The sequence below is a fragment of the Rhizobium sp. P38BS-XIX genome (assembly GCF_012641435.1).
GTDB lineage: Bacteria > Pseudomonadota > Alphaproteobacteria > Rhizobiales > Rhizobiaceae > Rhizobium.
This window is the reverse complement of sequence record NZ_JABAIJ010000009.1, coordinates 100042-126272: the sequence shown is the minus strand read 5'-3', so window position 1 is coordinate 126272 and position 26231 is coordinate 100042. Positions and strand designations below refer to the sequence as shown.

At 60.6% G+C, this 26231-nt stretch carries 25 protein-coding genes; 11 read left to right on the top strand and 14 right to left on the bottom strand.

Going from position 1 to position 26231, the window contains the following annotated elements; all coding sequences use genetic code 11:
• Positions 1–39 precede the first annotated feature (39 nt).
• Positions 40–1242, bottom strand: a complete 1203-nt coding sequence (locus tag HGP17_RS25830; RefSeq protein WP_168813335.1) for an FAD-binding protein — start codon at positions 1240–1242, stop codon at positions 40–42.
• Positions 1239–2678 (bottom strand): FAD-linked oxidase C-terminal domain-containing protein, encoded by a 1440-nt coding sequence (locus HGP17_RS25825; RefSeq protein ID WP_168813334.1) that lies wholly within the window; start codon positions 2676–2678, stop codon positions 1239–1241. The genes HGP17_RS25830 and HGP17_RS25825 overlap by 4 nt, the downstream gene beginning before the upstream one ends.
• Before the next feature lie 119 nt (positions 2679–2797).
• Between HGP17_RS25825 and HGP17_RS25820 the strand changes: the two genes are divergently transcribed.
• Both HGP17_RS25820 and HGP17_RS25815 read left to right on the top strand, forming a co-directional pair.
• The gene (locus tag HGP17_RS25820; RefSeq protein WP_168813333.1) at positions 2798–3694 is read left to right on the top strand and encodes a LysR family transcriptional regulator; all 897 of its coding nucleotides are present in this window, start codon (positions 2798–2800) and stop codon (positions 3692–3694) included.
• Positions 3695–3712: 18 nt separating this feature from the next.
• The gene (locus HGP17_RS25815) at positions 3713–4276 is read left to right on the top strand and encodes an O-acetyl-ADP-ribose deacetylase (RefSeq protein ID WP_168813332.1); all 564 of its coding nucleotides are present in this window, start codon (positions 3713–3715) and stop codon (positions 4274–4276) included.
• Between the two features lie 12 nt (positions 4277–4288).
• On the opposite strand, the gene HGP17_RS25810 is transcribed toward HGP17_RS25815, so the two are convergent.
• Together HGP17_RS25810 and HGP17_RS25805 are read right to left on the bottom strand one after the other, a co-directional pair.
• Complete coding sequence (locus HGP17_RS25810; protein WP_168813331.1) at positions 4289–5452, bottom strand: adenosylhomocysteinase; 1164 nt, start codon at positions 5450–5452, stop codon at positions 4289–4291.
• 124 nt (positions 5453–5576) lie between these two features.
• Positions 5577–6485 carry a LysR substrate-binding domain-containing protein gene (locus tag HGP17_RS25805; RefSeq protein ID WP_168813330.1) on the bottom strand — a complete coding sequence of 303 codons (909 nt, stop codon included), beginning with the start codon at positions 6483–6485 and terminating at the stop codon, positions 5577–5579.
• Between the two features lie 262 nt (positions 6486–6747).
• On the opposite strand from HGP17_RS25805, the gene HGP17_RS25800 reads away from it, so the two are divergent.
• The 3 genes from HGP17_RS25800 (at position 6748) to HGP17_RS25790 (ending at position 9688) form a co-directional block, all read left to right on the top strand.
• The gene (locus HGP17_RS25800) at positions 6748–7245 is read left to right on the top strand and encodes an NUDIX hydrolase (RefSeq protein WP_205926133.1); all 498 of its coding nucleotides are present in this window, start codon (positions 6748–6750) and stop codon (positions 7243–7245) included.
• Between the two features lie 98 nt (positions 7246–7343).
• Positions 7344–8879, top strand: a complete 1536-nt coding sequence (locus HGP17_RS25795) for an inorganic phosphate transporter (RefSeq protein ID WP_168813328.1) — start codon at positions 7344–7346, stop codon at positions 8877–8879.
• A gap of 71 nt (positions 8880–8950) precedes the next feature.
• Positions 8951–9688: a 16S rRNA (uracil(1498)-N(3))-methyltransferase gene (locus HGP17_RS25790; protein WP_168813327.1), complete on the top strand. Its 738-nt coding sequence runs from the start codon at positions 8951–8953 to the stop codon at positions 9686–9688.
• Between the two features lie 4 nt (positions 9689–9692).
• On the opposite strand, the gene HGP17_RS25785 is transcribed toward HGP17_RS25790, so the two are convergent.
• The gene (locus HGP17_RS25785; RefSeq protein ID WP_168813326.1) at positions 9693–10307 is read right to left on the bottom strand and encodes a LysE family translocator; all 615 of its coding nucleotides are present in this window, start codon (positions 10305–10307) and stop codon (positions 9693–9695) included.
• Positions 10308–10550: 243 nt separating this feature from the next.
• Here HGP17_RS25785 and HGP17_RS25780 point away from each other — a divergent pair, with 243 nt between their 5' ends.
• The 3 genes from HGP17_RS25780 to HGP17_RS25770 all read left to right on the top strand — a co-directional run bounded on the left by HGP17_RS25780 (position 10551) and on the right by HGP17_RS25770 (position 13935).
• The gene (locus HGP17_RS25780; RefSeq protein ID WP_168813325.1) at positions 10551–11924 is read left to right on the top strand and encodes a glutamate--cysteine ligase; all 1374 of its coding nucleotides are present in this window, start codon (positions 10551–10553) and stop codon (positions 11922–11924) included.
• 135 nt (positions 11925–12059) lie between these two features.
• Entirely contained in the window at positions 12060–12929 is an 870-nt protein-coding gene (locus HGP17_RS25775; protein WP_168813324.1) for a DUF937 domain-containing protein, read from the top strand.
• A gap of 127 nt (positions 12930–13056) precedes the next feature.
• Complete coding sequence (locus tag HGP17_RS25770) at positions 13057–13935, top strand: aldo/keto reductase family oxidoreductase (RefSeq protein WP_168813323.1); 879 nt, start codon at positions 13057–13059, stop codon at positions 13933–13935.
• 9 nt (positions 13936–13944) lie between these two features.
• On the opposite strand, the gene HGP17_RS25765 is transcribed toward HGP17_RS25770, so the two are convergent.
• The 3 genes from HGP17_RS25765 to HGP17_RS25755 all read right to left on the bottom strand — a co-directional run bounded on the left by HGP17_RS25765 (position 13945) and on the right by HGP17_RS25755 (position 16770).
• Positions 13945–15543 carry an ABC-F family ATP-binding cassette domain-containing protein gene (locus tag HGP17_RS25765; protein WP_168813322.1) on the bottom strand — a complete coding sequence of 533 codons (1599 nt, stop codon included), beginning with the start codon at positions 15541–15543 and terminating at the stop codon, positions 13945–13947.
• Positions 15544–15692: 149 nt separating this feature from the next.
• On the bottom strand, positions 15693–16271 hold the full coding sequence (locus HGP17_RS25760) for a dienelactone hydrolase family protein (protein WP_168813321.1): 579 nt from the start codon (positions 16269–16271) through the stop codon (positions 15693–15695).
• A gap of 199 nt (positions 16272–16470) precedes the next feature.
• Positions 16471–16770, bottom strand: coding sequence for a DUF1127 domain-containing protein (locus tag HGP17_RS25755; RefSeq protein WP_168813320.1), 300 nt, complete (start codon positions 16768–16770; stop codon positions 16471–16473).
• Between the two features lie 200 nt (positions 16771–16970).
• Here HGP17_RS25755 and HGP17_RS25750 point away from each other — a divergent pair, with 200 nt between their 5' ends.
• A complete protein-coding gene (locus tag HGP17_RS25750) occupies positions 16971–17924 on the top strand; it encodes a LysR substrate-binding domain-containing protein (protein ID WP_168813319.1) in 954 nt (317 codons plus the stop codon).
• 35 nt (positions 17925–17959) lie between these two features.
• On the opposite strand, the gene HGP17_RS25745 is transcribed toward HGP17_RS25750, so the two are convergent.
• The 5 genes from HGP17_RS25745 to guaB all read right to left on the bottom strand — a co-directional run bounded on the left by HGP17_RS25745 (position 17960) and on the right by guaB (position 22358).
• Positions 17960–18592: a TetR/AcrR family transcriptional regulator gene (locus HGP17_RS25745; RefSeq protein ID WP_168813318.1), complete on the bottom strand. Its 633-nt coding sequence runs from the start codon at positions 18590–18592 to the stop codon at positions 17960–17962.
• A gap of 198 nt (positions 18593–18790) precedes the next feature.
• Positions 18791–19672, bottom strand: a complete 882-nt coding sequence (locus tag HGP17_RS25740; RefSeq protein ID WP_168813317.1) for a dienelactone hydrolase family protein — start codon at positions 19670–19672, stop codon at positions 18791–18793.
• Positions 19673–19814: 142 nt separating this feature from the next.
• Positions 19815–20237: an MAPEG family protein gene (locus HGP17_RS25735; RefSeq protein ID WP_168813316.1), complete on the bottom strand. Its 423-nt coding sequence runs from the start codon at positions 20235–20237 to the stop codon at positions 19815–19817.
• 42 nt (positions 20238–20279) lie between these two features.
• Entirely contained in the window at positions 20280–20870 is a 591-nt protein-coding gene (locus tag HGP17_RS25730) for a hypothetical protein (protein ID WP_168813315.1), read from the bottom strand.
• 3 nt (positions 20871–20873) lie between these two features.
• Entirely contained in the window at positions 20874–22358 is a 1485-nt protein-coding gene (gene guaB / locus HGP17_RS25725; protein WP_168813314.1) for an IMP dehydrogenase, read from the bottom strand.
• A gap of 335 nt (positions 22359–22693) precedes the next feature.
• Between guaB and plsY the strand changes: the two genes are divergently transcribed.
• Positions 22694–23374, top strand: a complete 681-nt coding sequence (plsY, locus tag HGP17_RS25720) for a glycerol-3-phosphate 1-O-acyltransferase PlsY (protein ID WP_168813313.1) — start codon at positions 22694–22696, stop codon at positions 23372–23374.
• Between the two features lie 50 nt (positions 23375–23424).
• Here the strand turns inward: plsY and HGP17_RS25715 are convergent, their stop codons facing one another.
• Positions 23425–24297 (bottom strand): MBL fold metallo-hydrolase, encoded by an 873-nt coding sequence (locus tag HGP17_RS25715; RefSeq protein ID WP_168813312.1) that lies wholly within the window; start codon positions 24295–24297, stop codon positions 23425–23427.
• Positions 24298–24743: 446 nt separating this feature from the next.
• Between HGP17_RS25715 and HGP17_RS25710 the strand changes: the two genes are divergently transcribed.
• Positions 24744–26174, top strand: a complete 1431-nt coding sequence (locus HGP17_RS25710; protein WP_168813311.1) for an MFS transporter — start codon at positions 24744–24746, stop codon at positions 26172–26174.
• The last annotated feature ends 57 nt before the right edge of the window (positions 26175–26231 follow it).

Genomic DNA, 26231 nt, shown 5'->3' with positions numbered 1-26231 from the left:
GATATCCCCGTTCGAGCAATGCCCTGCCCCTCACCCACGTCACGCCATCTTCCCCGGATTGAGAATACCCGCCGGATCGAATTTCTCCTTCACCCGCGCCGAAAGCAATGCGACGGCGTCCGGCTGCGGCTGGAAGGCTGCGGTCATCGCGCGATGCTGCGGTGTGGCCCGCAGCAAGGTGGCATGGCCGCCGCCGAGCACATCGATATAATGGCGCAGCACATCGCCCTCGGGCTCGGCTTCCATGCGCATCCAGACGAGACCGCCCTGCCAGTCATAGTAGGCATCGACCCCTGCCTCGAGGCGAAGGGCGGCAACAAGCTTGTGGCCGGTTCCCGGCGCGACCGATACGCGCCAGACAGGCCGCGTTGTGCCGTCGGCATAGGGTTTCACATCACGGATTTGCCGCCAAAGCTCGCGGCTTTCGGCTTCTCCAAGCCGGGCTACCGGTCCGAAATGGTGCAGCAAGGCGGAGGCCAGTTTTTCAGCTCGGACCGAAACCGAGCCCGGCAGACCTTCGATGCGCAGGACGGTAGCCTCACCCTTCGGCAACTGACCATTGAGAAAGCTCCAGCTGACCGTCATTGGCAAATGGGCGGCGCCTGACACTTCCAGCGACAGCGCCATCACGGCCGCCATAGCGTCGGCGGCCTCCGCGTCGTTCAGACCGGAGACGACGATCGTTTCCTCGGTCTTTGGTCGCGGCGGCACACGAAACGTCACCTCCGTCAGAAGACCGAGCGTCCCGTGCGAACCCGCCAGCAGTTTTACCAGATCGAGCCCCGTGACGTTCTTCATCACCCGGCCGCCGGCTTTGACGATCTCACCTCTGCCATTGACGAAACGAACGCCGAGCAGGCTGTCACGCGCGGCACCGCTGACGAAGCGGCGCGGGCCGGACACATTGGCGGCAAAAACCCCACCGATGGTGGGTTCGCCGGCAGTCGCGAGCAACGCCCGATGATCCATCGGCTCGAAGGCCATCATCTGGCCACCTTCGCTCAAGGCCGCTTCGATCTCGGCGACTGGCGTGCCGGCCCGGGCGGTCATCACCATCTCACCGGGATTGTATGAAACGATGCCGGCAAGGCTGCGGGAAGATAGCATCGCTTCGGCGGCGACGGCATTGCCGAAGCCGGAGCGGGTATTACCGCCGGCAACCGACAAAGCCGCGCCCCGCGCCGCGTGATCGCTGATGACGGAGGCCGCTTCTTCCTCGGTTGTCGGATAAAATTCGTTCATGCCGTTTTGCGCCCATCCAGCGGGAAAACCTTGGAAGGATTGAGGATCCAGCCGGGATCGAAGGCTGATCGCACCGCCATCATCTGGTCGAGATCGATCTGGGCATACTGATGCCGCATCAGGTCACGCTTTTCGATGCCGACGCCATGTTCGCCGGTGAGGCAACCGCCGGCATCGACACAGAGGCGCAGGATATCGTTGCCCGCCGCTTCCGCCTTGGCAGCCTCTTCGGGATCATTCGCGTTAAAGAGGATGAGCGGGTGCATGTTGCCATCGCCCGCATGGAAGACGTTGGCCACCCGCAGGCCGTAGCCATCGACGATCTCGGCCGTCTTCTGCAGCACATGGGACAGCTGGCTCAATGGCACGGTGCCGTCCATGCAGATATAATCGGCGATGCGCCCGGTGGCGCCGAATGCGGATTTGCGCCCCTTCCAGATCAGCGCCGCCTCCGTCGCGGACTGGCACTCCCTGACGGTTTTGACCCCGTGCCTGCGGGCGATATCGACAATGCTGGCCAGCATATCGTCCATTTCCGCTTCCGAGCCTTCGACCTCGACGATGAGGAGAGCGCCGACATCGAGGGGATAGCCGGCCTTGGCAAAGGCTTCGCAGATCTCGATCGCCTGCTTGTCCATGAACTCGATGGCCACAGGCACGATGCCGGCAGCGATGACATCGGCAACGCAGGCACCCGCCTCCTCCGACGTGTCGAAACCGAACAGCACCGGCCTTGCGCCTTCCGGCTTGGCGATCAACCTCACCGTCGCCTCGGTGACGATGCCCAGCTGGCCTTCCGAACCGCATACGAGGCCGAGCAGATCGTAGCCGGCTGCATCCAGCGCCTTGCCGCCAAGTTCGATGACGGTGCCATCCGTGAGGACCAGCTTGACGCCAAGCAGATTGTTGGTCGTGACACCGTATTTCAGACAGTGCGCACCGCCGGAATTCATGCCGATATTGCCGCCGATCGTGCAGGCAAGCTGCGAGCTCGGGTCGGGCGCATAAAAGAAGCCGTCGGCGGAGACGCTTTCGGAGACATGCAGGTTGGTCACGCCGGCCTGTACCGTTGCGGTGCGGTTGGCGTAATCGACATCGAGGATGCGGTTCATCTTGGAAAGGCCAAGGACAACGGCATCCTCCTGCGGGATGGCGCCGCCGGAAAGCGAGGTGCCGGCGCCGCGCGGCACCACGGGGATGCCGTATCGATGGCAATATTTCATCACCGCCGCGACTTCCGTCGTCGAACGCGGCAGCGCTACGGCGAGCGGCACACGCCGATAGGAAACGAAAGCATCGGTTTCGAAGGGAACCAGCTCCCTCGCCTCATGAATGAGGCATTCCGGCGCCAGGATATCGGCAAGATCGGCAACGATGGTGCGGCGGCGAGCCAGAACATCCGCACGCGGCTCCAGAAATGCAATAGCCTCGGCCATGCCGTCCTCCTCCTGCATCCGATCTCGGCGCAGCCCCTTTTAACCCATAATAGGCTTAGCGCTTTCCCAGAATTGGCGCAAATGATAAGCATTTATTCCAAAATGGGAAATAATCGTGCATGACCAATCTAGGGGATCTCGAAATCTTTGCCAGCGTCGTTGCCACCGGCAGCATGTCGCTGACCGGCCGGGCTCTCGGCTTTTCGCCGGCCGTGATCTCGAAGCGCATCAAGCGGCTTGAAGACAGGCTGGGCACGCGCCTGCTGCAGCGCACGACCCGGCAGATTTCGCTGACGGAGGCGGGTCAGGGTTTCTATGATCGCGTGCTGGCGATTCTTGCCGGCCTGGAAGAGGCCGAAGCCTATATTGCCGGTCGTTCGGCGCAGATGCAGGGCACGCTGAAGATCTCCGCCCCGACCTCTTTTGGCAGGCTCCATATCGCCCCGCATCTGAAATCCTTCATGCAGGCCCATCCGGAACTGGCCATCAACCTCGTGCTCAGCGACGAGTTCGTCGATATCGTCGGCGGCGGCTTCGATCTTGCCGTCCGTATCGCCGAACTCACCGATTCCAGCCTCGTCGCCCGCCGGCTCGCCCCCGTACGCCGCGTGCTCTGCGCCTCACCCGCCTATATCGATGAGCATGGCATGCCCGAGGATATCGACGATCTTCGCCGTCACATCTGCCTGCCGGCGCACAACCACGATCCATGGCGGCTTGACGGCCCGAAAGGCAGCCTGACTTTTCGGCCGGAAGGCAAGCTGATCACCAATTCCAGCGAAGTCATTCGCGAGGCCGTGCTCGCCGGTTTTGGCATCGCGTTGCGCTCCACCTGGGATGTCGGCCCCGAGCTGCGCGATGGCCGCCTCGTGCAGGTGCTGCCGGCCTATGAGGGGTCGCATAGCGTCACGCTGTCGGCGGTCTACCCAAGCAGGCAGTTTCTGCCGGCGAAAGTGCGCGTCTTCATCGACTTCCTGACGGAACTTTATGGCTCCGTGCCCTATTGGGAACGGTAGGCCAGCGAGGAGATCAGCATGTCCGCCGTTGAAACCATCCGTTCCGATCTTTCCCCGAAAACGGGGACACGCTTCACCATCGCGCTCGGCAACATCACGGCGCTTTCGGTCGATGCCATCGTCAATGCCGCGAACAGCAGCCTGCTCGGCGGAGGCGGTGTCGATGGCGCAATCCATCGTGCCGCCGGGCCGGAGCTTGTTGCCGAATGCCGGATGCTGCATGGGTGCAAGACCGGTCAGGCAAAGATCACCAAAGGATATCGCCTGCCGGCAAAGCATGTGATCCACACCGTCGGCCCAGTGTGGAATGGTGGAGGCAATGGCGAGGAGGATTTGCTCGCAAACTGCTATCGCAGCAGCCTTGACCTTGCGCGGCAGAACGCGTTGAAAACCATTGCGTTTCCCGCCATTTCCACGGGCATTTATCGCTTTCCCGCCGCGCCGGCCGCCGAGATTGCCACAAGCACCGCCATTGCTGAGAGCGCAAACGGCGGCTTCAATGAAATCATCTTCTGCTGCTTCGACGACGCGACCGTCCGGCTCTACGACCACGCCCTGACCATAGCGCTCGCCAAGGCATAGAAGCTTCGACCCTTAGCGCGCCAGATCGAGGTAGGAAGAAGCGACCAGTGCATCGATATCTGCGGGCACCGGGATGACGCAGGCTTCCTTGCCGAGACCGCCCTTGGCGACCCGTTCCAGGCAACGTGACTGCAGCGCGAAGCCAAGATCCATGGATTCGACAGTATTCCCGAGCGGACGCGGGCCGGCCAGATTGGCCATATGGCCGCCGCCAAGAATATGGAAGGCGCGGCCATCGCGCATGCGGACAGTCTCGATCTGCTCCGCTTCATAGCGGTCGACGCCGGCGACATCGGGGCTGTGACGGAACCCGTCGACATCGATCTCATGCGGGAAATGGCCGCCATTCATCAGGATCGCGCCATCCTTGATCAGAGGCAGGTCGGCAACGGTGACGATATTGGAATAGCCCGTCACGGTGATGAGGATATCGGCGGAGCGGATCGCAGCCTCACGCAGCGGTGTCGAAAAGCCGTCAAGATGCGCCTCAAGCGTCGTGACCGGGTCGATGTCGACGACGCTGACGGCGGAGAACGCATTGCGGAAGCATGCCGCCGTGCCCTTGCCGCAGGCGCCGTATCCGAAAACGGTAACGCGCTTGCCGTTGGTGGAGCGATTGGTGAAGCGCAGATAACTTTCGAACATGCTCTGGCCGACGGCATGCCGGTTTTCGGCGAATTGCTTGATCGGGCTGTCGTTGATGACGAGGATCGGCATGTTGAGCTTGTCGCGCATCGGCATGAGGCGGGTGCGACCGGATGTGGTTTCCTCAGTGCCGCCAAGCAGGTTTGCATAAGGCTTGTCGGCCGCGCGGGCGAAGAGATCGCCGCCATTGTCGAGCAGCAGATCCGGCTTTTCCGCAAGGATCGCATCAAGGCTCGCCCCATGCTCGCCGGCGTCGCGGGTCTGCGTCGCAAAGACCTTGACGCCCTGGGCGCGCAGATATTCCACCGTCTCCGGCTGGGTGCTGTTGAGATTGCCGGTGCAGACCAGGTCCGCGCCGCCGGCTCGCAGCGTCATCAAAAGCGCGACCGTCTTCGGCTCCAGATGAATGCCCGTGCCGATGGTCAGCCCGGCAAACGGCTTGGTATCGCGGAATTCTGCGGCCGTTGCGGCGAGGAGCCGGCAGCTGCGCGCGACCCAGTCGATACGGGAAAGAAAAGAGGACTGATCCATGATGCGCTCCTGGCGGCTGGTTTTATGCCGCGATCTCGCATGACGGGAAAACATCTGTCGATGGACATTGCAATGCGTTATATGGCAGAAAATCTGCCATTCCAACAGAGATGCAGTCGCCTCGCTATCCCTGCTCTGCTCCTGCTGCGCTCAACCAGTCGGCCAATTGCACGAGGGCGGGATCCTTCACATCGCTGCTGCGGATACTGAGGCTGTAGCCCGCAGGCCTTCGGATGAAACCGAATGGTGCGACAAGAGCGCCGCGATCGATATCCTCGCCAATCGCGGTGCGCGGCGCGATGGCAACCCCGAGCCCGGACCGTGCCGCACCGATCGCGAGCAGCAGGTCTTCGAATTCGCGACTACCGACAAAGCCGACGGCTGCGTGGCCGCTTTCCGCGAACCAATCACCCCACAGGCTTGGAGCCGAGCGGCTTGAGAGGGCGACGCCTCCGGCAAGAGCCCGAACGCCTGCGGCAAGTCCAAGACGATCGGCAAGATCAGGCGTGGCGACCGGGCCGAACTCATCCTCCATGAACCGGATGGCGGTAATATCGCGCATGGGCCTGTATTCGCCGCCCATGATGACGGCTTCGAGGTCAGCACGCTTGGCGAGGGGCTCGACCGTCGCCATCGGCACGATATCGATGTCGATATCCTGAAGAGCCGCCTGCAGCGCGGCGACCCGCGGCATCAGCCACCACACGGCAAAAGCCGAGGGGACACCGAGCCGGATAGACCGCCGACCGCCCACCAGAAGCTCCGCCGAAGCCCGCGTCAGAATCCCGAAGGCAATGCCGACGGAATCGGCAAATGCCCTGCCCTTTGCCGTCAGAACCAACCTGCCGTTTTCCCGATCGAAAAGGGTCACCCCGAAATGCGCTTCGAGCAAATTGAGTTGCTGGCGGACCGCACCGCGCACGACGCCAAGCTCATCGGCCGCCTTCAGGATAGTGCCCCGCCGAGCAACAGCATCGAAGGCGCGCAGCGCGTTCAAAGGCGGCAGGCGTCTGGATGAAACTGGATCGGACATGGCAAGGATTAATCTTTCTCTTCGTCAATCTTGACTCTGCATACAAGCAGCTCGTCATCTGCGGCATCAAAATGCTGTTCAATGTCGTTTTCAGCACAATTGCTGGCGAATATCAGAAGACAGAACAGCGCCTTTTTACATACTCACCACTCAATAAATATGTGGGGAAATACCATATAGCACTCTATGGAGCGCAAAATTCTTCCACATAGTGCTAATATAGAATCGAACTCCCGCTCAAACCCCAAAGGTGAACCGACAATTGGCCATTTTCAGCCGTATAGCAAATGATGTGCAACTCATGTTTCGGCGTCCGCCGCGACAGCAATATGCCGCGCTTTGTTATCGGGTGAAGAAGAAGACCGGTGATGTCGAGATGTTGCTCTTGACCAGCCGCGACACCGGCCGATGGGTTATCCCCAAGGGATGGCCGATGCCCGGCAAGCTCTCGCACGAGGTCGCAGCCCGCGAAGCCTATGAAGAAGCCGGCGTGCGGGGCACCGTCGAAACCATGGCGCTCGGGACGTTCGGGTACGACAAGGTGTTGAAGGACGGGATCGCCGTGCCCTGCCGCGTGCAGGTCTACGCGCTCGAGGTCAGCGAACTCGTCAAGCACTTCAAGGAAAAGGGCGAGCGCTCGATGGAATGGGTTTCCTGCGAGGAAGCCGCCAAACGCGTCCGCGAACCGGAGCTGCGCGATCTCATCCTTGCCTTTGCCGCACGGATGGCGCAAACCACTCCCATCGTACAGGCAAAGTAAGCCACATTACTCACAAGAAATTGTGCCAGAATAAATAGCGGATATTGCGCGGCCAATCCGGCAGCGCAATACGACAAGTTCTTATTTCAGAGAATTGCATGCCCGACCGACCGGCCACACCTGTAAAAAGGACGCTCGACAAGGACCTCGACAAATTCACCTATGTCGAGGATGCGACCCACCATATCTCCAGACGCCTTGTCGCGCCGGGTATCGGCCTGCTCTTCCTCGGTCTGGCGATGTTTTTTGCCGGCATCTATGTTTTCGACCAGCCGCGCGCGACGCTCATCTTCGCCGCGGTGGCGCTTGCCGGCTACATGGCGATGAATATCGGCGCGAAAGATGTGGCCAACAATGTCGGCGCGGCCGTCGGTGCGCGCGCCATCACCATGACGCAAGCGCTCGTTATGGCGGCCATCTTCGAAATCCTCGGGGCAACCATTGCCGGCGGACCCGTCATCAACACCATATCGACGCATATCGTCGATACGGATCGCGTCATCAACATCGGCAAGCTTGCCTGGCTGATGATGGCTGCGCTTCTGGCCGCAGCACTCTGGATCAACTTCGCCACCTGGCTGAAAGCGCCGGTCTCGACCACGCACACGATCGTCGGTGCTGTCGTCGGCGCCGGTGCCGCAGCCGTCGGTCCGGAGCTGATCAACTGGCATTTGCTCGCGGCGATCTCCGCCGGATGGGTCATAACCCCCTTCCTCGGCGGCACGATCGCGGCCACCATCCTGTTCTTCATCGAGAGCTTCATCGTCTATCGCGACGACAAGATTGCCGCTGCCCGATATTGGATCCCGATCCTGATGGGTTTGATGGCTGGCGCCTTCGCCGCCTATCTCATCGTTCAGCTCGAGCCGAAGGGGTCGATCCCCAACCTGCTCAACCTTGCGATCGGCATCGTCGTCGGCCTGGTCGCCTGGCTTGGCGCCCGGCCGCTGGTGGCAGCGCAATCGGTGGGGCTTGAGAACAAGAACAGCTCGCTGCGAAAACTCTTTCGCCTGCCGCTGATCTGCTCGGCCGCGCTGATGTCCTTTGCACATGGCGCCAACGACGTTGCCAACGCCATCGGCCCGCTCGCGGCGATCGTGCGCGATGTCGGTCTTGGCGGCTCCCTCAACGTCATTGCTGAAGCGACCACGCATCAGGCTCCCTATTGGGTCGTCATGATCGGCGGCTGCGGCATTTCGCTCGGCGTGCTGCTTTACGGCCCGCGTCTCATCCGCCTGCTGGGCGAACAGATCACCAGGCTCAACCCGATGCGCGCCTATTGCGTTGCTGTTTCAGCGGCGCTTACGGTCATCGTTGCTGCATGGTTCGGCTTTCCGGTGAGTTCGACGCATATCGCGGTCGGCGCGGTTTTCGGCGTCGGCTTCTTCCGCGAATGGTACAGCGTCCGCTCCAAGCAGCGCTTTGCCTATATGCGCAAGAAAGCCGAAGCCGCCGGCATTCCCTGGATCGAGCCTGATAATACGGATGAGCGCAATCCCGACGAGATGCATCGCCGCCGCCTGGTGCGACGCTCTCATTTCATGACCATCGTCGCTGCCTGGGCGATCACGGTGCCGGTCGCGGCCATGCTTGCCGCCGCCGTATATTGGGTTATGGTCGCGCTCTTCATTTAGGGCGGTTCGGTGTCTCGCCGGATCTTCGAGCCGCTTCGTTTCATTGTGCCAAGCAATTCCGGGGGTATTCCGTGCGCGCCAATTTCCGCATGCAGCGGCTCTACGTGACATCAGACATCAAGGCCGGTGCCGCCATCGAGGCCGATCAGGATCAGTTCAACTATCTTGCCAATGTGCTGCGCATGGAGGATGGCGCCGAGCTGCTCGTTTTCAATGGCCGCGACGGGGAATGGAAGGCCAGCGTCTCCTTTCCCACCCGCAAGCGCATCCTGTTGACACCGGTCGATTTAGCCCGGCCGCAACCGGCTCCGTCGGATCTACATTATCTTTTCGCACCGCTGAAGGTCGGACGGCTCGACTATCTCGTGCAGAAGGCCGTCGAAATGGGCGCCGGCCTGCTGCAACCAGTCATGACGCAGCACGTACAGGGCAAGATCACCAATCTCGACAAGGTCAAGGCCAATGTCATCGAGGCGGCAGAGCAATGCGGCATTCTCGGTATTCCCGATGTAGCCGAACCGGCAAAGCTTGCCGATCTGCTGGCGGCCTGGCCGCGTGAGCGGCGCATCATCTATTGCGACGAAGGCGATGCAGGTCAAAATCCCCTGCCGCTGCTGACGCAGGTGAAAGAGAAGTATCTGGCGTTGCTGGTCGGGCCTGAAGGCGGCTTTTCGGAAGAAGAACGCAGCCTGTTGCGCAGTCTCGATTTCGTCACCGCCATCCCGCTTGGTCCGCGCATCCTGCGCGCCGATACCGCCGCCGTTGCCGCGATGGCGGTGATACAGGCGGCGATCGGCGACTGGTACTGAGCCGTCACTCGAAAACCGCAACGGCGGTCGCGACGACCAGCAGGATCGCCAGCGAGATGTTGACGATCCGCGATACCCTCGGATCCTGCAGGAAGCGGGACAGCGAAGCGCCGAGAAGAAGCCAAACCATGTGGATGGCGATGATCATCGCCGTCAGCAGCCCCATTTTGACGGCGGCATCCAGCAGCCGCTGGTCCTGAAACAGGCTGACGCCGGCAAAGACTGCGGCAATCGCGAGATAGGCCTTGGGATTGGCGACGGCCAGCAGGAAGCCCCCGGAGAACGCCGGAGCGGCGGCATGTTCGTCGCGGCGCGACAGCGGCGGGGCAGTTGCGATCTTGAAGGCGAGATAGAGAATATAGACGGCCGAAATAACCATGAGCACGAAGGCGCCATGCGGCACCGACAGCAGGATCGCCACAACGCCGGCGGCCACCGCGAAGAGAACCACGACCGTCCCCGCGATCAGTCCGGAGACATAGGCAAGCGATCGCCGGAAGCCATAGGCAGCCCCCATGGCCGTGGCGCTGATCGTCGAAGGGCCGGGACTTCCCATGACGACCAGAGAAGCCAGAAGCAGCGTCAGAATAGAATAATAAAGGCCACTCGAACCGTTCATCGATGTGCTCCGCTTGATACCAGTGGAGGCAAATTTATCGACGCGAATAGCGAGACGTCTTGAACGCTTGTGCAGATCTAGCGACCGGCTGCACAGTTGCGATGCACTTTCGAGACACAGAATGCTATTTTTTTGAACGACCCTTGAAAGAAATTCACTTGCACCGTACCTCAATCCGCGTCAATCACCCTCCTATTGACCTGCGGCTGGCGCGGGTTCTCCTCCGAGATCTAAGGTAATACCATGGCGCGCGATACCACCGACCAGACTCCGCTCTCCTCGGTCTCGGAAATGACGGCTTATCTGGCCGCCGGCAACAAGTCGGAAGAGAAATTCCGCATCGGCACCGAGCATGAGAAGTTCGTGTTCTTCCGCGCCGACAACAGCCCGGTTCCCTACTTCGGCGAAGCCAGCATTTCCGCGCTCCTCAAGGGACTGCAGAAGAAGAGTGGCTGGGATCCGATCATGGACGGCGACAACATCATCGGCCTTGGCGAACCCACGGGCATGGGTGCGATCTCGATCGAGCCGGGCGGCCAGTTCGAGCTCTCCGGCGCACCGCTCGAAACCATCCACGAGACCTGCAAGGAATCGAACAATCATCTGGCCGCCGTGCGCGAAATCGCCGAGCCGATGGGCATCCGTTTCCTCGGCATCGGCGGTAGCCCGAAGTGGACGCTGGCCGAAACGCCGCGCATGCCGAAATCGCGCTACGACATCATGACCCGCTACATGCCGAAGGTCGGCACCCAGGGTCTCGACATGATGTACCGCACCTGCACCATCCAGGTGAACCTCGACTTCTCCTCGGAAGCCGATATGCGCCGCAAGATGCGCGTCTCGATGAAGCTGCAGTCGCTGGCAACGGCACTCTTTGCCTCCTCGCCCTTTACCGAAGGCAAGCCGAACGGGCTTTCCTCCTGGCGCGGCGAAATCTGGAAGGATACCGACAACCGGCGCGGCGGCCTGCTCGACTTCACGTTCCGCGACGATTTCGGATTTGAAGACTATGTAAAGTGGGCGCTCGACGTTCCCATGTATTTCGTCGTCCGTGACGGTCGTTACCACGATTGCACCCATGTCACCTTCCGCCAGTTCATGGACGGCGCGCTGAAGGGCGAGATCGCCGATTGGGAACCGACGATGGGCGACTGGACGAACCATCTCTCGACGCTGTTTCCCGACGTGCGCCTCAAGCGCTTCCTCGAAATGCGTGGTGCAGACGGCGGCCCGTGGCGCCGTATCTGTGCGTTGCCGGCCTTCTGGGTCGGCCTGCTTTATGACGACGAGGCGCTGACGGCCGCCGACGAACTGACCAGGGACTGGAGCTTCGAAGAGGTCAACGCTCTGCGTGACGTCGTTCCGGTCGAAGGCTTAAAAGCGTCCATCAAGGGTCATAGCCTGCTCGATGTCGCGCGCGAAGTTATCGGCGTTTCCCGCCTTGGTCTGAAGAACCGCAATCGCTTGAACGGTGATGGCCAGGACGAAACCGTCTTTCTCGCGCCGCTCGATGAGGTGCTTGCCAAGAAGGGCACGCTCGCCGACGATCTGCTGATGCTCTACAACGGCCGCTGGAACCAGTCGGTCGAGCCGATCTTCGAGGAATATCAATACTGATAGCAGACGACCTGCCGGCAAAACCTGATGCTCTGTCGGCAGAAACCGATATGCGGTCTCTTTTTTCCCGCTATACTGCTGCGAGCAAGCGCCGCCTGATTCCGAAGCGGCCTCATAGCGGGGAAAGGGACTTCGATGCTGCCACTCTTCGACATGATGATGCAGGCACAAAATGGCGCCGCCACGGAGGCCATGGCCAAGCAGTTCAATCTTGCGCAGGAGCAGGCGACGAAGGCAATGGCCGCGCTGATGCCGGCCTTTTCCTCGGGCTTCAAACGCAGCGCGACCGATCCCTATAATTTCGTCGGCGTGATGCAGGACATCTCGTCCGGTAACTACGCGAAATATTTCGAGGACATGACCAAGGCCTTCACGCCAGAAGGCATCGCCGACGGCAATGCCGTGCTCGGGCGGTTGTTCGGCTCGAAGGAAGTGTCGCGCGCGGTTGCGGCGCAGGCGGCGCAGATGACCGGCATCGGCCAGGAAATCTACAAGCGCATGCTGCCCGCCATGGCCGATACGCTGATGGGCGGCCTCTTCAAGGAAACCAGCGGCCAGATCCCGCAGATGGCCAACCCCTTCCTCAACACCGATATGGGCGAGATGATGCAAGGCTGGCTGCAGAGCATCGGCTTCGCGCCCAAACAGCAGCCGACGCCGCAGGCCAGCATCTTCGACAACCCCTTCACCCAGGCAATGGAGCTGATGTTCGGGGCCGACGCCGTCAAGCGCGAGAAGCCGGTGCAGGCCAATCCTTTCCTGGACAATCCTTTTGCCAAGGCCTTCCAGGACATGATGCGCAACTTCCCCATGCCGTCAGAGCCGGCGAAGGAGGAACCGAAGGCCAAGCCTGCCGCCGGCGTCGACATGGCCGCCTATACCGACATGTTCAACGCCATGTTCGATAGCGGCCTCGAGGTACAGAAGACCTATCAGAAGAACATGGAAGCAATCTTCGACAGCTACCTGAAGGCACAGGATAAGCCTGCTCCGAAATCGGAGTAACAGCTTGAAGGCCTCCTTCGATCTGCGCGAATTGTTCGGAATTCCGCACAGCCCGTGCACATTGCACCCAGTTATCATACACTGAGACGAGGCCTATTTCTGTTTTCATCTTGAAAAGGAGATAGCCATGTCCAGCATCGATCAATCCGGCAGCTTCAAGCTTGGAGACCTTCAGGTCAAACGGCTTGGCTACGGCGCCATGCAGCTCGCGGGCCCCGGGGTCTTCGGTCCGCCGAAGGACCACGACACAGCACTTGCCGTGCTGCGCGAAGCCATCGCCCTGGGCGTGGATCATATCGACACCAGCGATTTCTACGGTCCGCATGTGACCAATCAGCTGATCCGGGAAGCGCTCCACCCTTACCGCGACGATCTCGTCATCGTGACAAAAATCGGGGCGCGGCGCGGCACGGATGCCTCCTGGCTGCCGGCCTTTTCTGCCGACGAGCTGAAGCAGGCGGTGCATGACAATCTGCGCAACCTGAAGCTCGATGTGCTCGATGTCGTCAATCTTCGCATCATGATCAACCCCCATCATCCGACGGAAGGTTCGATCGAGGCGCCGCTGACCGCACTTGCGGAGTTGCAACGGCAAGGTCTCGTGCGCCATGTCGGACTGAGCAACGTCACCCGCAACCAGATCGCCGAGGGCCGCACGATCACGGATATCGTCTGCGTGCAGAACCTCTACAATCTGGCCCAGCGTACCGATGACGCAATGGTGGACGAGCTCGGTCGCGATGGCATCGCCTATGTGCCGTTCTTCCCGCTCGGCGGCTTCACGCCGCTGCAATCCTCGGCCCTCTCCGATGTCGCTACCCGCCTGAACGCAACGCCAATGCAGGTGGCGCTTGCCTGGCTGCTGCACCGCGCGCCGAACATCCTGCTTATTCCGGGCACGTCGTCACTTGCCCACCTCAAGCAGAACGTCGCGGCCGCCGAACTAAAGCTGCCGGAAGATGCGCTCGCCGAACTCGATCGCATTGCCGGCGCCGGCCACGCCTGACACCACCTCTCAGCGATCCGAAGCGGCTCGGGCAGGTAGCTCGAGCCGCCTTTCTATTCCGATATTGTCGAGAAACACCTCGTCGTGGCTCACGACGAGAAGCGCGCCGTCATAGGCTCGAAGCCCCGCCTCCACTGCAGAGATGGAATCGATATCCAGATGGTTGGTCGGCTCGTCGAGGATCAATAGAGACGGCGGTATCGAGCCGCCGAGCGCGCAGGCAAGCCCGGCGCGCAGCAGCTGACCACCGCTGAGGCTTGAAACGATCTGGAGCGCGGCATCCGCGCGAAACATGAAGCGCGCCAAGGCCGCTCGGCAAGCATTCTCATCCGCATCCGGATTGATCCTGCGAAAATTGTCGCGGATCGAAAGCGACGGATCGAGAAGACTGACGCTCTGGTCCAGCAGCGCGAAATGGACGACCCGCACTGTTCCGGTCCACGGCTGCAGCACACCGGAAATCAACGCCAGCAGCGTCGTCTTTCCCGATCCATTGGGGCCGGTCAGGGCAATACGCTCCGGCCCGGTGACGATGAAATCGAAATCGCGCAGGATCGGCCGTTCGGGCTCGTAACCGGCTGTGATCCCCTCCATTCTGAGGACAATCCTGTTTGACGGCAGTCCCGATGTCGGCAGTTTCACAGTCAGGGGCTGGAGGATCTCGATCTTTTCGCGGGCGGTGGCGGCATCCTGCAAGGCCTGCGTACGACGACGCTCGGCAAGCCTTGTGTTCTCGCCACCCGTCATTTCCGCGCGCTCCTTCAAACCGCCAAGCATGATGCGCGGTATGCCGCCCTTGGCCGCCATTTTCCGGCCAGCCTTGTCCCGTCTTGCCTGACGCTCGGCGGTCGCCTGGGCGCTTCGCTCCACCTCGGCGACGCGCTTTTCCGCCTCGGCGAAATCATGCTCGACGGCCGACAGCTCCAGTGCCTTGCGTTCGCGATACTGGGTCCAGTTGCCGCCGTAGCGCGACGCGCCGAGCGATGTCAGCTCGACGATCGCATCCATCGTGTCGAGCAATTCGCGGTCATGGCTGATGACGATGGCGCCAGCCTTCCAGCCAGCGAGAAGATCGATGACGGCTCTCCGTCCGTCACGGTCGAGATTGTTGGTGGGTTCGTCGAGAATGAGGAAATCGGGATCGTCGACAATGAGCGCAGCAAGGCCGCAGCGCGTACGCTGGCCGCCGGACAGAGTAGTCAGATGCGTTTCCGGGGTAACGTCGAGCCCGACGCGATCAAGGGCGGCTGCGATGCGCGCCTCGAGCGTCCAGTCCGCAGCAGCGAGTTCATCGTTGGTCGCCTCGCCGGCCTCGGCACGCTTCAGGACTGCAAGGGCCTCGCTCGCACCGAAGAGATCGGCAACGGTCTCGTCCGCCTCCACCTGCACGCTCTGGCGCAGGATCCCCAAACGGCCGCTGAATGAAATGCTCCCGGATTGCGGCTGCAATTCGCCGGAGACGAGCTTGATCAGCGTCGTCTTGCCGACGCCATTGCGTCCGACAAGGCCGGTGCGTTCGGCACCGAAGCTCAAATCGAGATTGGAAAGAAGCGGCCGGCCGTCAGGCGTGGACCACGAAAGATTGGATAGAACGATGGATATGGGCATGAGCATGAATTTCCCCGATGGCAAGGCTGAACGGCATTGCAGTCGAGTTGGAATCCATGTTGCACACATCCTGTTGGTATTGCTGACGGCCCTAAACTAGGGGACGAGCGGCTTCCGTTCAAGTCCCGCGCGCAAAGTCGCGGCGAAGTTCAACCCTTGGCGTCGATGGCATCGAGGAAATCGATGACACGTTTCCAGGTGAGATCGGCCGCCTTTGCATCGTAGTCAGGCAGGCTGGCATCGGTATAAAGGTGGCCACCGCCCTTATAGGTGAACACCTCCGCCGAGATTCCGGACCGATCGGCCGCCTGCCGCCAGGCGGCGACATCCTCCGCCGGTTCGAACGGATCGGGGTCGGCAAGATGAAGCTGAAGAGGCAGGCCCTTGCGGGCGTTCTTGGCAATGGTGGCAAGGCCGTGCAGCAGAAGAATGCCTGCTGTCTTCTCCCGCTTCGGCCAAAGGCTGGAAGCCACGCCGGCTCCCATCGAAAAGCCTGCCAGTACGGTTGAGGCCGGCAAACCCGCCAGCGCCCATTCCGCCCGCTCGCAAATAGTCGGCCAGCCGATCTCGTCCTTGAATTCGAAGCCCTCTTCGATCGATCGTGCGATCAGCCCTTCATAGAGATCGGGCGCAAAAGCCTTGTGCCCGGCGGCCTGCGCGCGCTCGACCGCCTCGTGCTCGAGCGGACGCAAGCCATAGACGGAATGGAAGAAGATCACGGTTGCCATCGTCGCTTCCCTATCGTTCGGATCAAGCCCTTGGAGGTTAGATAAGACAGTTAGCGTGTGAGGCAACTTTCCCGCGCATGATCGCCGCCCGAACGCTGTCTCCAGAAAAGAAAAAACCCGGTGTTGGCCCTTGGGCCGAACACCGGGAAAGAGGCAGGGCTTATTGGCTATCACCCTGCGGGGAAACTAGTGTCCGACATCAGCCTCTGGAGCTGCTGAAGGCAGAGAGGCGCGTGCGGCGACGCGCGGAATTGGTCAGATAGCTGGACGGATCCTCGAAAAAGGTCGAGGTGGTCAGCGCAGCGCTGAGATCCTGCCTGCTGAGGCCGATATCCCGCAGCTGACTGTCGTTCAGCTCACTCAGGTACTCGATTTCCTGGCGATTTCGGACTGCGCGCCAGATCGACATGACATTACCCAGGGCAAGCATCATGCGCGCCGTCAAAGACAGCGATGGCGTTGCAAGGCCGATGGCAAGGGTTCGATCTGTCGTGCGCATTTCCAAAATCCTTTCCTTGGGGCACACGCCAGCCAAGCCCCTTTCCAGTGATCCGGAAAAGGGCGCAGGCCGGGAGGAGTTCGATGAAAGTCTCTGTTCGATTGGTATGCTGAATTGCATCCAGAAGATGCCAAAGCCCTATTGATCAGTCCAACGAATGTTTCTAATGATAACTATCAAACTCCTTTATAGGTGAGCCTATGTCCGCGCCGCTTGATATCGATCAGTTGCAGACCTTCATCGCAATCGTGGATTCCGGCAGCTTCACCAAGGCGGCAGACCGGGTGTTCAAGACGCAATCGGCCGTGTCGATGCAGATGCGCCGGCTGGAAGAGCGCGTTGGCAAGCAGCTTTTCATCAAGGACGGCCGCGGCAATCGCCTGACGGCCGAGGGCGAAAAGCTTTTGAACTACGCCCGCCGCATCATTCGCCTGAACAACGAGGCAATCGCCGCCTTCGACGACAACCGTCTCGAAGGCACGCTGCGCATCGGCACACCGGACGATTATGCGGATCGCTACATGCCCGAGATCATCGGCCGGTTCGCCAAGACGCATCCGAATGTCGAGCTCTATATCGTCTGCGAGCCTTCGGTGGATCTGGCAGAACGCATGCATCGCGGCGAACTCGACATCGCGCTCGTGACCCACAATCCGCGCGAACGCATGTCGGATGTGGTGCGCACCGAACCGCTCTGCTGGGTCGGGTCGGCCAACCACCCGTTGCGTGACGATGCACCCATTCCGCTTGCCGTCGGCCGTCGCGATTGCCAATGGCGTCAGCTCGCATGCTCGGCGCTCGATGCAGGCGGTCGCGAATATCAGATCCTGTTTACCAGCTGGTCCTGCACGGTGGTTGCAGCGGCTGTGCTTGCAGGCATGGCGGTTTCGGTCATGCCGGAATCAGCGCTCAGAACCGGCATGAAGGTGCTGACGCAGGCCGATGGCTTCCCGCCCCTGCCCCCGGTCCAGATCGGCATCATGAAGCGGCCCGGTCTTTCCGTATCGCTGATGAATGCCATCACCGCCCACATCTCCGCCTGTCTCGACAACATCACGCCGGCTGTTGTCGACGACGACCTGGATGGTGATGTGAAGACCTATGCGCGCTTCTATCCGCGACAGCGCGCAGGGCAGATCCTGCCGGGTTGGTAAGCGCGAAGCTCGCAACCCGGCGCGTTCGCTCGTTGTTATGGCGTGGGTTCCGCCAGCAGGGTGACGCGAATTACCTGCTTCCATTCGTGCAGCATGCGCTTCGCCATCTCGTCATCGCTCATGATAGCGAAGCGAACGGAGGCGCCGATCAGATGGCTGAATAGCTGAGCGCGGGCCTTCAGGTCGATGCGGCTGTCTTTCGGCAGAAACTGCTGAATGCTCGCGATGAACATGTCCGCGACGCGGTTGCTGTGCTGCATGTTGAGCTGCAGGATATCCCTGTCGATCTCGGTTCCCAGCCAGACGCCGAGATAGGCTGGATCGTTGCGGAACTCGCTATAGTACCAATCGATCATGCCACAGGCCAATTCGACGGCGTGATGGAGTGACGTCACCGCCGCGAAGCCTTGCTCGACCTTTTGCTGGATCCTGTTCGAGTGGCGATCGAGCAAGGCGCGGACGATCGCCGATTTGTCGGGAAAATATTGATAGACGGAGCCAATGGGGATTCCCGCGATGCTCGCAAGCTCGGTCATTTTGGTAGCGCTGACACCCTTTTCAGCGATCAACTTGGCAGCGACCGAGAGAATGGCATCGACACGCTGGATACTTCGTTCCTGCTGGGGTTTCTTGCGGAACGTGACGCGGTCAGGTTTAGGCGGACTCATTCTTTACCCGTTTCATCATCATATTGAACGGCGCTCATGCGCGCAGACGCTATGACATTCGACGCGTTCAATGCGCGTAAACGGGGAAAGTCTAATTTTAATAATCAGATAGGCGTCAGCGACAGGGCTCGAAACCGAGGCCGCAATATGGTTTCGGCCCCGATAATCGGCTCACATCACCTGGAAACCTGCATCACTTCAGGACAGGTATTTCTTCAGGAATTCAACTGTTCTGCCCCAGGCAAGATCGGCGGCCTTCTTGTCATATCGGGCGGCCGACGTGTCATTGTTGAAGGCGTGATTGACACCGTCATAGACGAAGATTTCGAAGCTCTTGCCGCCAGCCTGCAACTCCTTGCGATAGGCATCGATGCCGGCGTTTATGCGATCGTCCAAACCGGCATAGTGCAACAGCAGGGCGGCCTTGATCTTCGGAACGTCGGCCGCCGGCGGTTGCACACCGTAATAGGCAACGCCCGCCTTCAGCTCCGACGAGATGGTCGCGAAACGATTGACGAGGCCGCCGCCCCAGCAGAAGCCGACGGCACCGACCTTGCCGTTGGCTCCATCCGTCTTCGCGACATAGGCCAGGCTCGCTTCGGCATTGGCTGCTGTCAGCGCCGAGTCGAGATTGGTGAACATGTCGCGCGCCTTGTCCTCGTCGGCAGGTGTCCCGCCCAACGGAGAGAGGAAATCGGGCGCCAACGCCACAAAACCCTCAAGCGCGACACGGCGGGCAATATCGCGGATATGCGGATTAAGGCCGCGGTTTTCGTGAATGACGATGACGCTGCCGAGCTTGCCGGCCGCGTCCTTTGGCCGAACGAGATAGCCTTTCATCTCCCCCTTGCTGCCGGCATAGGTTACGTCCTTGGCCTCCAGTCGCTTGTCATCCGAAGCAATGACCTCCGCGCTTGCCTTGTTGGCTGAAAGCAGCGGCGCGATCGCGGCTGCCGCACCGGCGGAGCCTGCAAGCTTGGTCAGCTTTTCCATGAAACCCCGACGATCGAGCGTCAGGTGGGTATATTCGTCGTAGGCGTTGATCATCGCCTGCGTGACAACGGGCTTTTCCGTGCTCATGGTCCTGTTCTCCCTGTTTCCCCGGCAGCAGGTAACGGCCAGCCGCCCGCTGAGAAGATAGATCAGCGGGCGATCGTGCGACGGTAAAGGAAAAACACAAAGACGTTACCGCAGGTTGTCGCCACGGAAACGCACGCGCTCATCAGGAGAAGGCGAGCCAGAGGCCGAGCCATGCCCACATGCCGCCGAGTACGATAAAGCCAAGCGCAAACAAGGGGCTGCGGTAGCGCAGGTTGTTGCTGGTCACGTGCACGAAGGCATGGGCGTAGCGGGTGGCAACGAAGATCCAGGCGAGGATCACGGCGGGCAGATTGTCCGCCTGCGCCGTATAAAGCACGATGCAGCAAGCATGAAACAGCAAGGGAAGTTCGAACTGGTTGGCGATGCTGTTTCGCACCACCAGACTTTCCGCCGGCTCGTCGGCAGCGTGGTTTTCGCGAAATTGAGCGATCTTGATCCGACCGGCCTTCACCAGACGGCTTCGGCGCCACCCCAAAAGGGCATAGAGCATGTAAACAAGCACCGCATGCGCCACCATGGGCCAGAACATTTCATAGCCTGTCACGCCGCCAACTCCTTTGGAATTTCCGAACGCCGATATGGCAGATCAGGACGGTCTGGAACCGTCCGGCGAGAGGTAGCGAAAAATCGCGAAACGGGCCAGCAGAATCACCGTCACGACCAGAGTCAGAAATTTCAGCCGCACGATGATGGGCAGCAGGCTCGCAAGCAGCGATACCGTGGCGTCAGAGGGCGTCGCCGGCGGATAGAGCATCAGGCCGGCGATATTCTCGGCATAATCGACAAGGGTGTAGACGATCGGCAGGCAAAAAATAACGGTCTTCGCGCCGGGCGGGATGGGCCGGCCGAAGAAAAAGCCGCTCGGGCCGACCAACCGCATCAGGCAAAACAGCAAGCCACCCAACACCAGCGGGAAGATGAGTTCCGGCCCGAGATACATCGAGCGCAGGATGGACGCCGGATCGGGATGCTCCCTGAGATAGCGCAGCATGGCGAGGACATCTTCGCTCTCATAGCCGGCGATGCGCACATCGAGCATCGACTGACCGGCTGCCGCATCACTGAATGCTCTGACGAATCCGGCCTGGATCCAGGCAAAAAGCGCCAGGGAAAGAGCTGCGAGGATCGCCGCCAGGCCCTGCAAGGACCTGGCGTTGCCCGAAGCGCGATCTGTCATTGATCAGCCGCCTGCGCCCGGATAGTTCGGGCTTTCGCGGGTGATGGTGACGTCATGGGCGTGGCTTTCGCGCAGCCCGGCGCCGGAGATGCGCACGAAGGTCGCACGCTCCTGGAACTGCTTGAGATCGGCACCGCCGACATAACCCATGGCCGCCTTGAGGCCGCCTGCGAGCTGATGCAGCACGCCGGCAACCGGACCCTTGTAAGGAACCTGGCCTTCGATGCCTTCCGGAACGAGCTTCAGCGTGTCGCGAACCTCTGCCTGGAAGTAGCGGTCAGCCGAGCCGCGGGCCATGGCGCCGACGGAGCCCATGCCGCGATAGGCCTTGAAGGAGCGACCCTGGTAAAGAAACACTTCGCCCGGGCTTTCGTCCGTGCCGGCAAGTAGCGAGCCGATCATGACAGCCGATGCTCCGGCGGCAATCGCCTTGGCAAGATCGCCAGAGAATTTGATGCCGCCATCGGCGATGACAGGGATGTTCTGTTCGCGCGCCGCTTCAACCGCCGACATGATGGCAGCAAGCTGCGGCACGCCGACACCGGCGACGATGCGGGTCGTGCAGATGGAGCCGGGACCAATCCCGACCTTGACGGCGTCGGCACCGGCATCGATCAGCGCGCGCGTGCCGTCATAGGTGGCGACGTTGCCAGCCATGATACGGACGGAATTGGAAAGCTTCTTGACGCGAGCGACAGCATCGAGAACGCGCTGCGAATGGCCGTGAGCAGTGTCGACAACCAGAAGGTCGACGCCAGCCTCGATCAGGCGTTCGGCGCGCTCGAAGCCATCGTCGCCGACATTGATGGCCGCAGCGGCGCGAAGGCGGCCCTGCGCATCCTTGGATGCGTTCGGATTAAGCTGCGACTTTTCGATGTCCTTGACGGTGATCAGGCCGACCAGACGGCCATCGCCGTCGACGACGAGCAATTTTTCGATGCGATGCGTGTGGAGCAGGCGCTTGGCTTCCTGCTGCTGAACGCCATCCTTGACCGTCACGAGATTTTCGCGGGTCATCAGCTCGTAGATCTTCTGCTGGGGATCGGAGGCGAAACGCACGTCGCGATTGGTCAGGATGCCGACGAGGCGATGCGACTTCTCGACGACCGGAATACCGGAAATGCCGTGCGCCTTCATCAAGGCGAGCGCCTCGGCAAGCGTCGCATCCGGACCGATGGTGACCGGATTGACCACCATGCCGCTTTCGAACTTCTTGACCTGGCGAACCTCTTCGGCCTGCTGCACTGGCGTCAGGTTGCGGTGGATAACACCGATACCGCCGGCCTGGGCCATGGCGATCGCCAAGCGGCTTTCGGTCACCGTATCCATCGCCGCCGAAATGATCGGCAGGTTGAGATCGATATCCTGGGCGATCCGGGTGGCGACATTCGTCTGGCCGGGCATGACCTCGGAGTGTCCCGGCTGCAGGAGCACGTCGTCGAATGTGAGAGCATCCAACCCGGTTGGCGTTTCAATAATGCGTGCCATGGCCAATTCCTTCGTCTGTGAAAAACAGGAAAGCCCGGAACGAATCGTCTACCGGGCGATCTTGCAAGTGTTGCTTGGAAGTTGGCGAGGGCTGGTAACACGTTCATGACAGGAAGGGAATAGCAAAAAGCGGTGGGCAGATATGCCAGGGCTCAGCGTCAACGCTGAATCCAATCCGACTGCTGCAGCAATTTCATACGAGGTGTCGTAAAAAGCGACAGGCTAGAAAATCTAGCTTCCTGACGACGCATAAAGCCGGTGTGGAAATTCCGCACCAATCAGGCATTCGGCGACATCTAGACCGCGGCTGTTGGCGGTACAAACGAGGGGCACTTATGGCTTTCTGGATAGCGAGCATAATTGGATTGGCAACTGCCTATCTCTTTGGCTCCATTCCCACAGGCTATATGGCGGGAAGACTGCTCAAAGGCATCGATCTTCGAGAGCATGGTTCCAAGTCGACCGGCGCAACAAATGTGTTGAGGATTCTCGGGAAATGGCCCGCGCTGGCGGTACTGGTCATTGACGTGTTGAAGGGCGTTGCAGCGATTATCTTTTCCCGTTGGTTCTATCCTTCGCTTGACACATTGGCATCCACATCGCTGCTATCGATGATTGATCCACAAAATCAAAAGGCCTGGGTACCTTGGGCGGTTTGCTTGGCCGGACTCGCTGTATTGCTAGGGCACAGCCGCCCCATTTGGCTGAATTTTCGGGGCGGTAAGTCCGTCGCGACAGGACTAGGCCTTTTGCTGGCGATAGCGTGGCCGGTGGGCTTGGGTGCCGTGGTGGTTTTTGGGGTTGTACTGGCCACGTTCCGGATTGTTTCGCTGGGATCGATCCTGGCTGCGATGGCCGCCATTGCCCTCATTTGCTGCTTGGAGCAACCACTACCTTATCGGCTGCTGGTGATTGCAGGCGGCATTTACGTGATCCTGCGCCACCGCGCAAACATACGGCGACTATTGGCGGGAACCGAGCCACGAGTCGGGCAAAGCGCGTTGATCAAGAATTGACGGCGGGATCGCGCGCTTAGAATCCGCGATCCCCTGTTGCCTCGAATAGCTCAGACGTCGAACTGGTAGCTCTTCGGAATATAACGGAAGCCTTCAGCCTGCTTTTCGACAAAGCCCACGGCGGGGAATGGCATGTGGAAGCCGAGGAAGGGGATGCGGTCGGCGGCGATCATGTCGAAGATGCGGCGGCGCGTCTTGGCGGCAAGAGCTTTGTCCACGTCGAAGCGCACTTCCCAATCCGGACGACCGATCGAGAGGATATAGTGATTGGCGGTATCGCCGGTCATGACCAATTGCTTGCCATCCGATTCGAGATGGAAAACGAGATGGCCCGGGGTGTGACCAGGGGCTAGCATGGCTGTCATGCCGCTGACGATCTGATCGCCATCCTTGAGGAACGTCATCTTTTCGGAGAAAGGCACGACATTGGCGAGCACCGCCTTGTGGCCGCCTTCGGCCGGCGTGCCCTCGCGCGCCTTGTCCGTCCAGAAGTCATACTCGATTTCGCCCGTTACATAGCGCGCATTCGGGAAGGCCGGCGCGCCGTCCTCGAGCAAGCCACCGATATGGTCACCATGCAGGTGGGTCAGGGCAACGATGGTAACCTGCTCCGGCTTGTAGCCGACGGCCTGCAGACCCTCACGAAGACGGCCGAGGCCACGGGCACGACCAGCGGCTCCAAAGCCGGTATCTACGACGATGAGGTCGGAGCCGGTCTCGATGATGGCAGGCGCATAGCTGTTGAGGAGCTTTTCCGTCGGCAGGAAATTCTGCTCCAGCAGCTTGCGAACCGTATCGGGCGCCTGGTTCGAACCGAAAGTTTCCCAAGGGTTTTCCATGACGTTGGCGCCGTCCTTGACGACGGTGACGGTGCAGGATCCCAATTTGAATTGGTGCGTGTCCGGGGGCAGAACAGCGGTCATAATGTCATTTCCTTCTACTGGGCCAGCGTAAGCTGTGCCTATCATCATCGCCGGCAGCAGCAGGATGGGGGCGGGATCTTGCAAGGCCCGATAATTTGGCCATGACAAGACAATCCATTTCCGCTAATACACCGACGACGTTTTATGCGTTTAGCATTTCCATGCTCTTAGCATATGTCAAATCCTGCTTTCCACGCTCCGCAGCGGCGGACATCACGAAGACGTGATCCCCAAGCGATCAGCGAGCAAAATCCGGGATTGGCAGCGGCCTCGCATAGGACTACAGAGCGGCTGATCGCCCTACAGCGCCGCGCGTCTCATGTGACGCGCAAAGGTCGCTGTAGCACTTTCAGTCTGCTGCATAATTCCTTAAATCGATCCCGATTTAAGGAATTATGCAGTGGGCGGCAGCCTTCCCGAAGACAGACCTATCAAGGCAGATGCCTATGAATCGCATCGTTCCGTTGATCCTCGCCGTTGCCCTTTTCATGGAGCAGATGGATTCCACCGTCATCGCGACGGCGCTGCCGGCCATCGCCAACGATCTCCATGTCGGCCCGATCACGCTCAAGCTGGCACTGACTTCCTATATGGTGTCGCTGGCGGTGTTCATCCCGATCAGCGGCTGGATGGCGGATCGCTTCGGCGCAAAGAACATTTTCCGCATCGCCATCTGCGTCTTCGTCATTGGCTCCATCATGTGCGCCTTTTCGGGCGGCCTGCTGGAGTTCGTCTTCGCCCGCTTCCTCCAGGGTGTCGGCGGCTCGATGATGACGCCGGTCGGGCGCCTCGTGCTGGTGCGCACCACACAGAAAAGCGATCTGGTTTCGGCCATGGCGCTACTGTCGATCCCGGCGCTTGTCGGCCCGCTGGCCGGTCCGCCGCTCGGCGGTTTCATTACCACCTATGCCTCCTGGCACTGGATCTTCCTCATCAACGTGCCCGTCGGCATTCTCGGTGTCATCCTGTCATCGATTTTCCTGCCAGACGTTGAAGCAACCATGCCGCCGAAGCTCGATTTCATCGGATTTCTGCTGACGTCATTCGCGGCCTCCGGCGTCGTCTTCGGCATGTCCGTCATCAGCCTGCCGGCGCTGCCGCCCTATATCGGCATCTCGGCCGTCGTCATCGGCTTCGTCTGCGGCTTCCTCTATATCGGTCATGCACGCCGCCACCCGGCACCTATCCTCGACCTCACGCTGTTGAAGAACGCCACCTTCCGCGCCTCCGTCACCGGCGGCACGCTGTTTCGCATCTGCATCGGCGCCATGCCCTTCCTGACGCCGCTGATGCTGCAGCTGGGCTTCGGCCTCAATCCGTTCCAGTCCGGCCTCATCACCTTTGCCGGCGCGATCGGCGCGATCTCGACGAAGTTCATCGCGCGCCGCGTCTTCACCGCAGTCGGCTTCAAGACGGCGCTGCTTTCGGCTGCTGCCGTTACGACCGTCACCACGATCTGCACAGGGCTTTTCCAGCCGTGGACGCCGCATTTGCTGATCGTTGCCATCTTGCTGATCGGCGGCTTCTCGCGCTCGTTCTTCTTCACCGGGATCAATGCGCTCGCCTTCGCCGATATCAGCGACAAACAGGCAAGCCAGGCGACGTCGATGAGTTCCGTCATGCAGCAGATCAGCCTTGCGCTTGGCGTCGCGGTCGCCGCCATGATTCTGGAAGCCTCGACCTTCTTCAGTGGCACGGAACTACAGGTCAGCGACTTCCACATCGCCTTCTTCTGCATATCGATCCTGACCGTGGTTGCGACCATCCCCTTCATCCGGATGGATCGCAGTGCCGGCGCCATGGTTTCAGGCCACAAGGCCGGCCTCAAGCGCGTGGCCGCTCTGCAGCCGCAGGTACAGCAGCCGGCCGCAAAATGATGACGATCTTCGTTGCGCTACGGCATAGCCATAGTGCAACGAGAGTTCGTCAACTGA

Coding starts and splice junctions, on each gene's coding strand:
- HGP17_RS25825 (WP_168813334.1), bottom strand. CDS start 2,678: ATGGCCGAGGCTATTGCATTTCTGGAGCCGCGTGCGGATGTTCTGGCT.
- HGP17_RS25810 (WP_168813331.1), bottom strand. CDS start 5,452: ATGGATCAGTCCTCTTTTCTTTCCCGTATCGACTGGGTCGCGCGCAGC.
- HGP17_RS25755 (WP_168813320.1), bottom strand. CDS start 16,770: ATGCGCACGACAGATCGAACCCTTGCCATCGGCCTTGCAACGCCATCG.
- HGP17_RS25775 (WP_168813324.1), top strand. CDS start 12,060: ATGCTGCCACTCTTCGACATGATGATGCAGGCACAAAATGGCGCCGCC.
- HGP17_RS25805 (WP_168813330.1), bottom strand. CDS start 6,485: ATGTCCGATCCAGTTTCATCCAGACGCCTGCCGCCTTTGAACGCGCTG.
- HGP17_RS25745 (WP_168813318.1), bottom strand. CDS start 18,592: ATGAGTCCGCCTAAACCTGACCGCGTCACGTTCCGCAAGAAACCCCAG.
- HGP17_RS25830 (WP_168813335.1), bottom strand. CDS start 1,242: ATGAACGAATTTTATCCGACAACCGAGGAAGAAGCGGCCTCCGTCATC.
- guaB (WP_168813314.1), bottom strand. CDS start 22,358: ATGGCACGCATTATTGAAACGCCAACCGGGTTGGATGCTCTCACATTC.
- HGP17_RS25815 (WP_168813332.1), top strand. CDS start 3,713: ATGTCCGCCGTTGAAACCATCCGTTCCGATCTTTCCCCGAAAACGGGG.
- HGP17_RS25750 (WP_168813319.1), top strand. CDS start 16,971: ATGTCCGCGCCGCTTGATATCGATCAGTTGCAGACCTTCATCGCAATC.
- HGP17_RS25730 (WP_168813315.1), bottom strand. CDS start 20,870: ATGACAGATCGCGCTTCGGGCAACGCCAGGTCCTTGCAGGGCCTGGCG.
- HGP17_RS25715 (WP_168813312.1), bottom strand. CDS start 24,297: ATGACCGCTGTTCTGCCCCCGGACACGCACCAATTCAAATTGGGATCC.
- HGP17_RS25765 (WP_168813322.1), bottom strand. CDS start 15,543: ATGCCCATATCCATCGTTCTATCCAATCTTTCGTGGTCCACGCCTGAC.
- HGP17_RS25795 (WP_168813328.1), top strand. CDS start 7,344: ATGCCCGACCGACCGGCCACACCTGTAAAAAGGACGCTCGACAAGGAC.
- HGP17_RS25740 (WP_168813317.1), bottom strand. CDS start 19,672: ATGAGCACGGAAAAGCCCGTTGTCACGCAGGCGATGATCAACGCCTAC.
- HGP17_RS25820 (WP_168813333.1), top strand. CDS start 2,798: ATGACCAATCTAGGGGATCTCGAAATCTTTGCCAGCGTCGTTGCCACC.
- HGP17_RS25785 (WP_168813326.1), bottom strand. CDS start 10,307: ATGAACGGTTCGAGTGGCCTTTATTATTCTATTCTGACGCTGCTTCTG.
- HGP17_RS25780 (WP_168813325.1), top strand. CDS start 10,551: ATGGCGCGCGATACCACCGACCAGACTCCGCTCTCCTCGGTCTCGGAA.
- HGP17_RS25770 (WP_168813323.1), top strand. CDS start 13,057: ATGTCCAGCATCGATCAATCCGGCAGCTTCAAGCTTGGAGACCTTCAG.
- plsY (WP_168813313.1), top strand. CDS start 22,694: ATGGCTTTCTGGATAGCGAGCATAATTGGATTGGCAACTGCCTATCTC.
- HGP17_RS25710 (WP_168813311.1), top strand. CDS start 24,744: ATGAATCGCATCGTTCCGTTGATCCTCGCCGTTGCCCTTTTCATGGAG.
- HGP17_RS25760 (WP_168813321.1), bottom strand. CDS start 16,271: ATGGCAACCGTGATCTTCTTCCATTCCGTCTATGGCTTGCGTCCGCTC.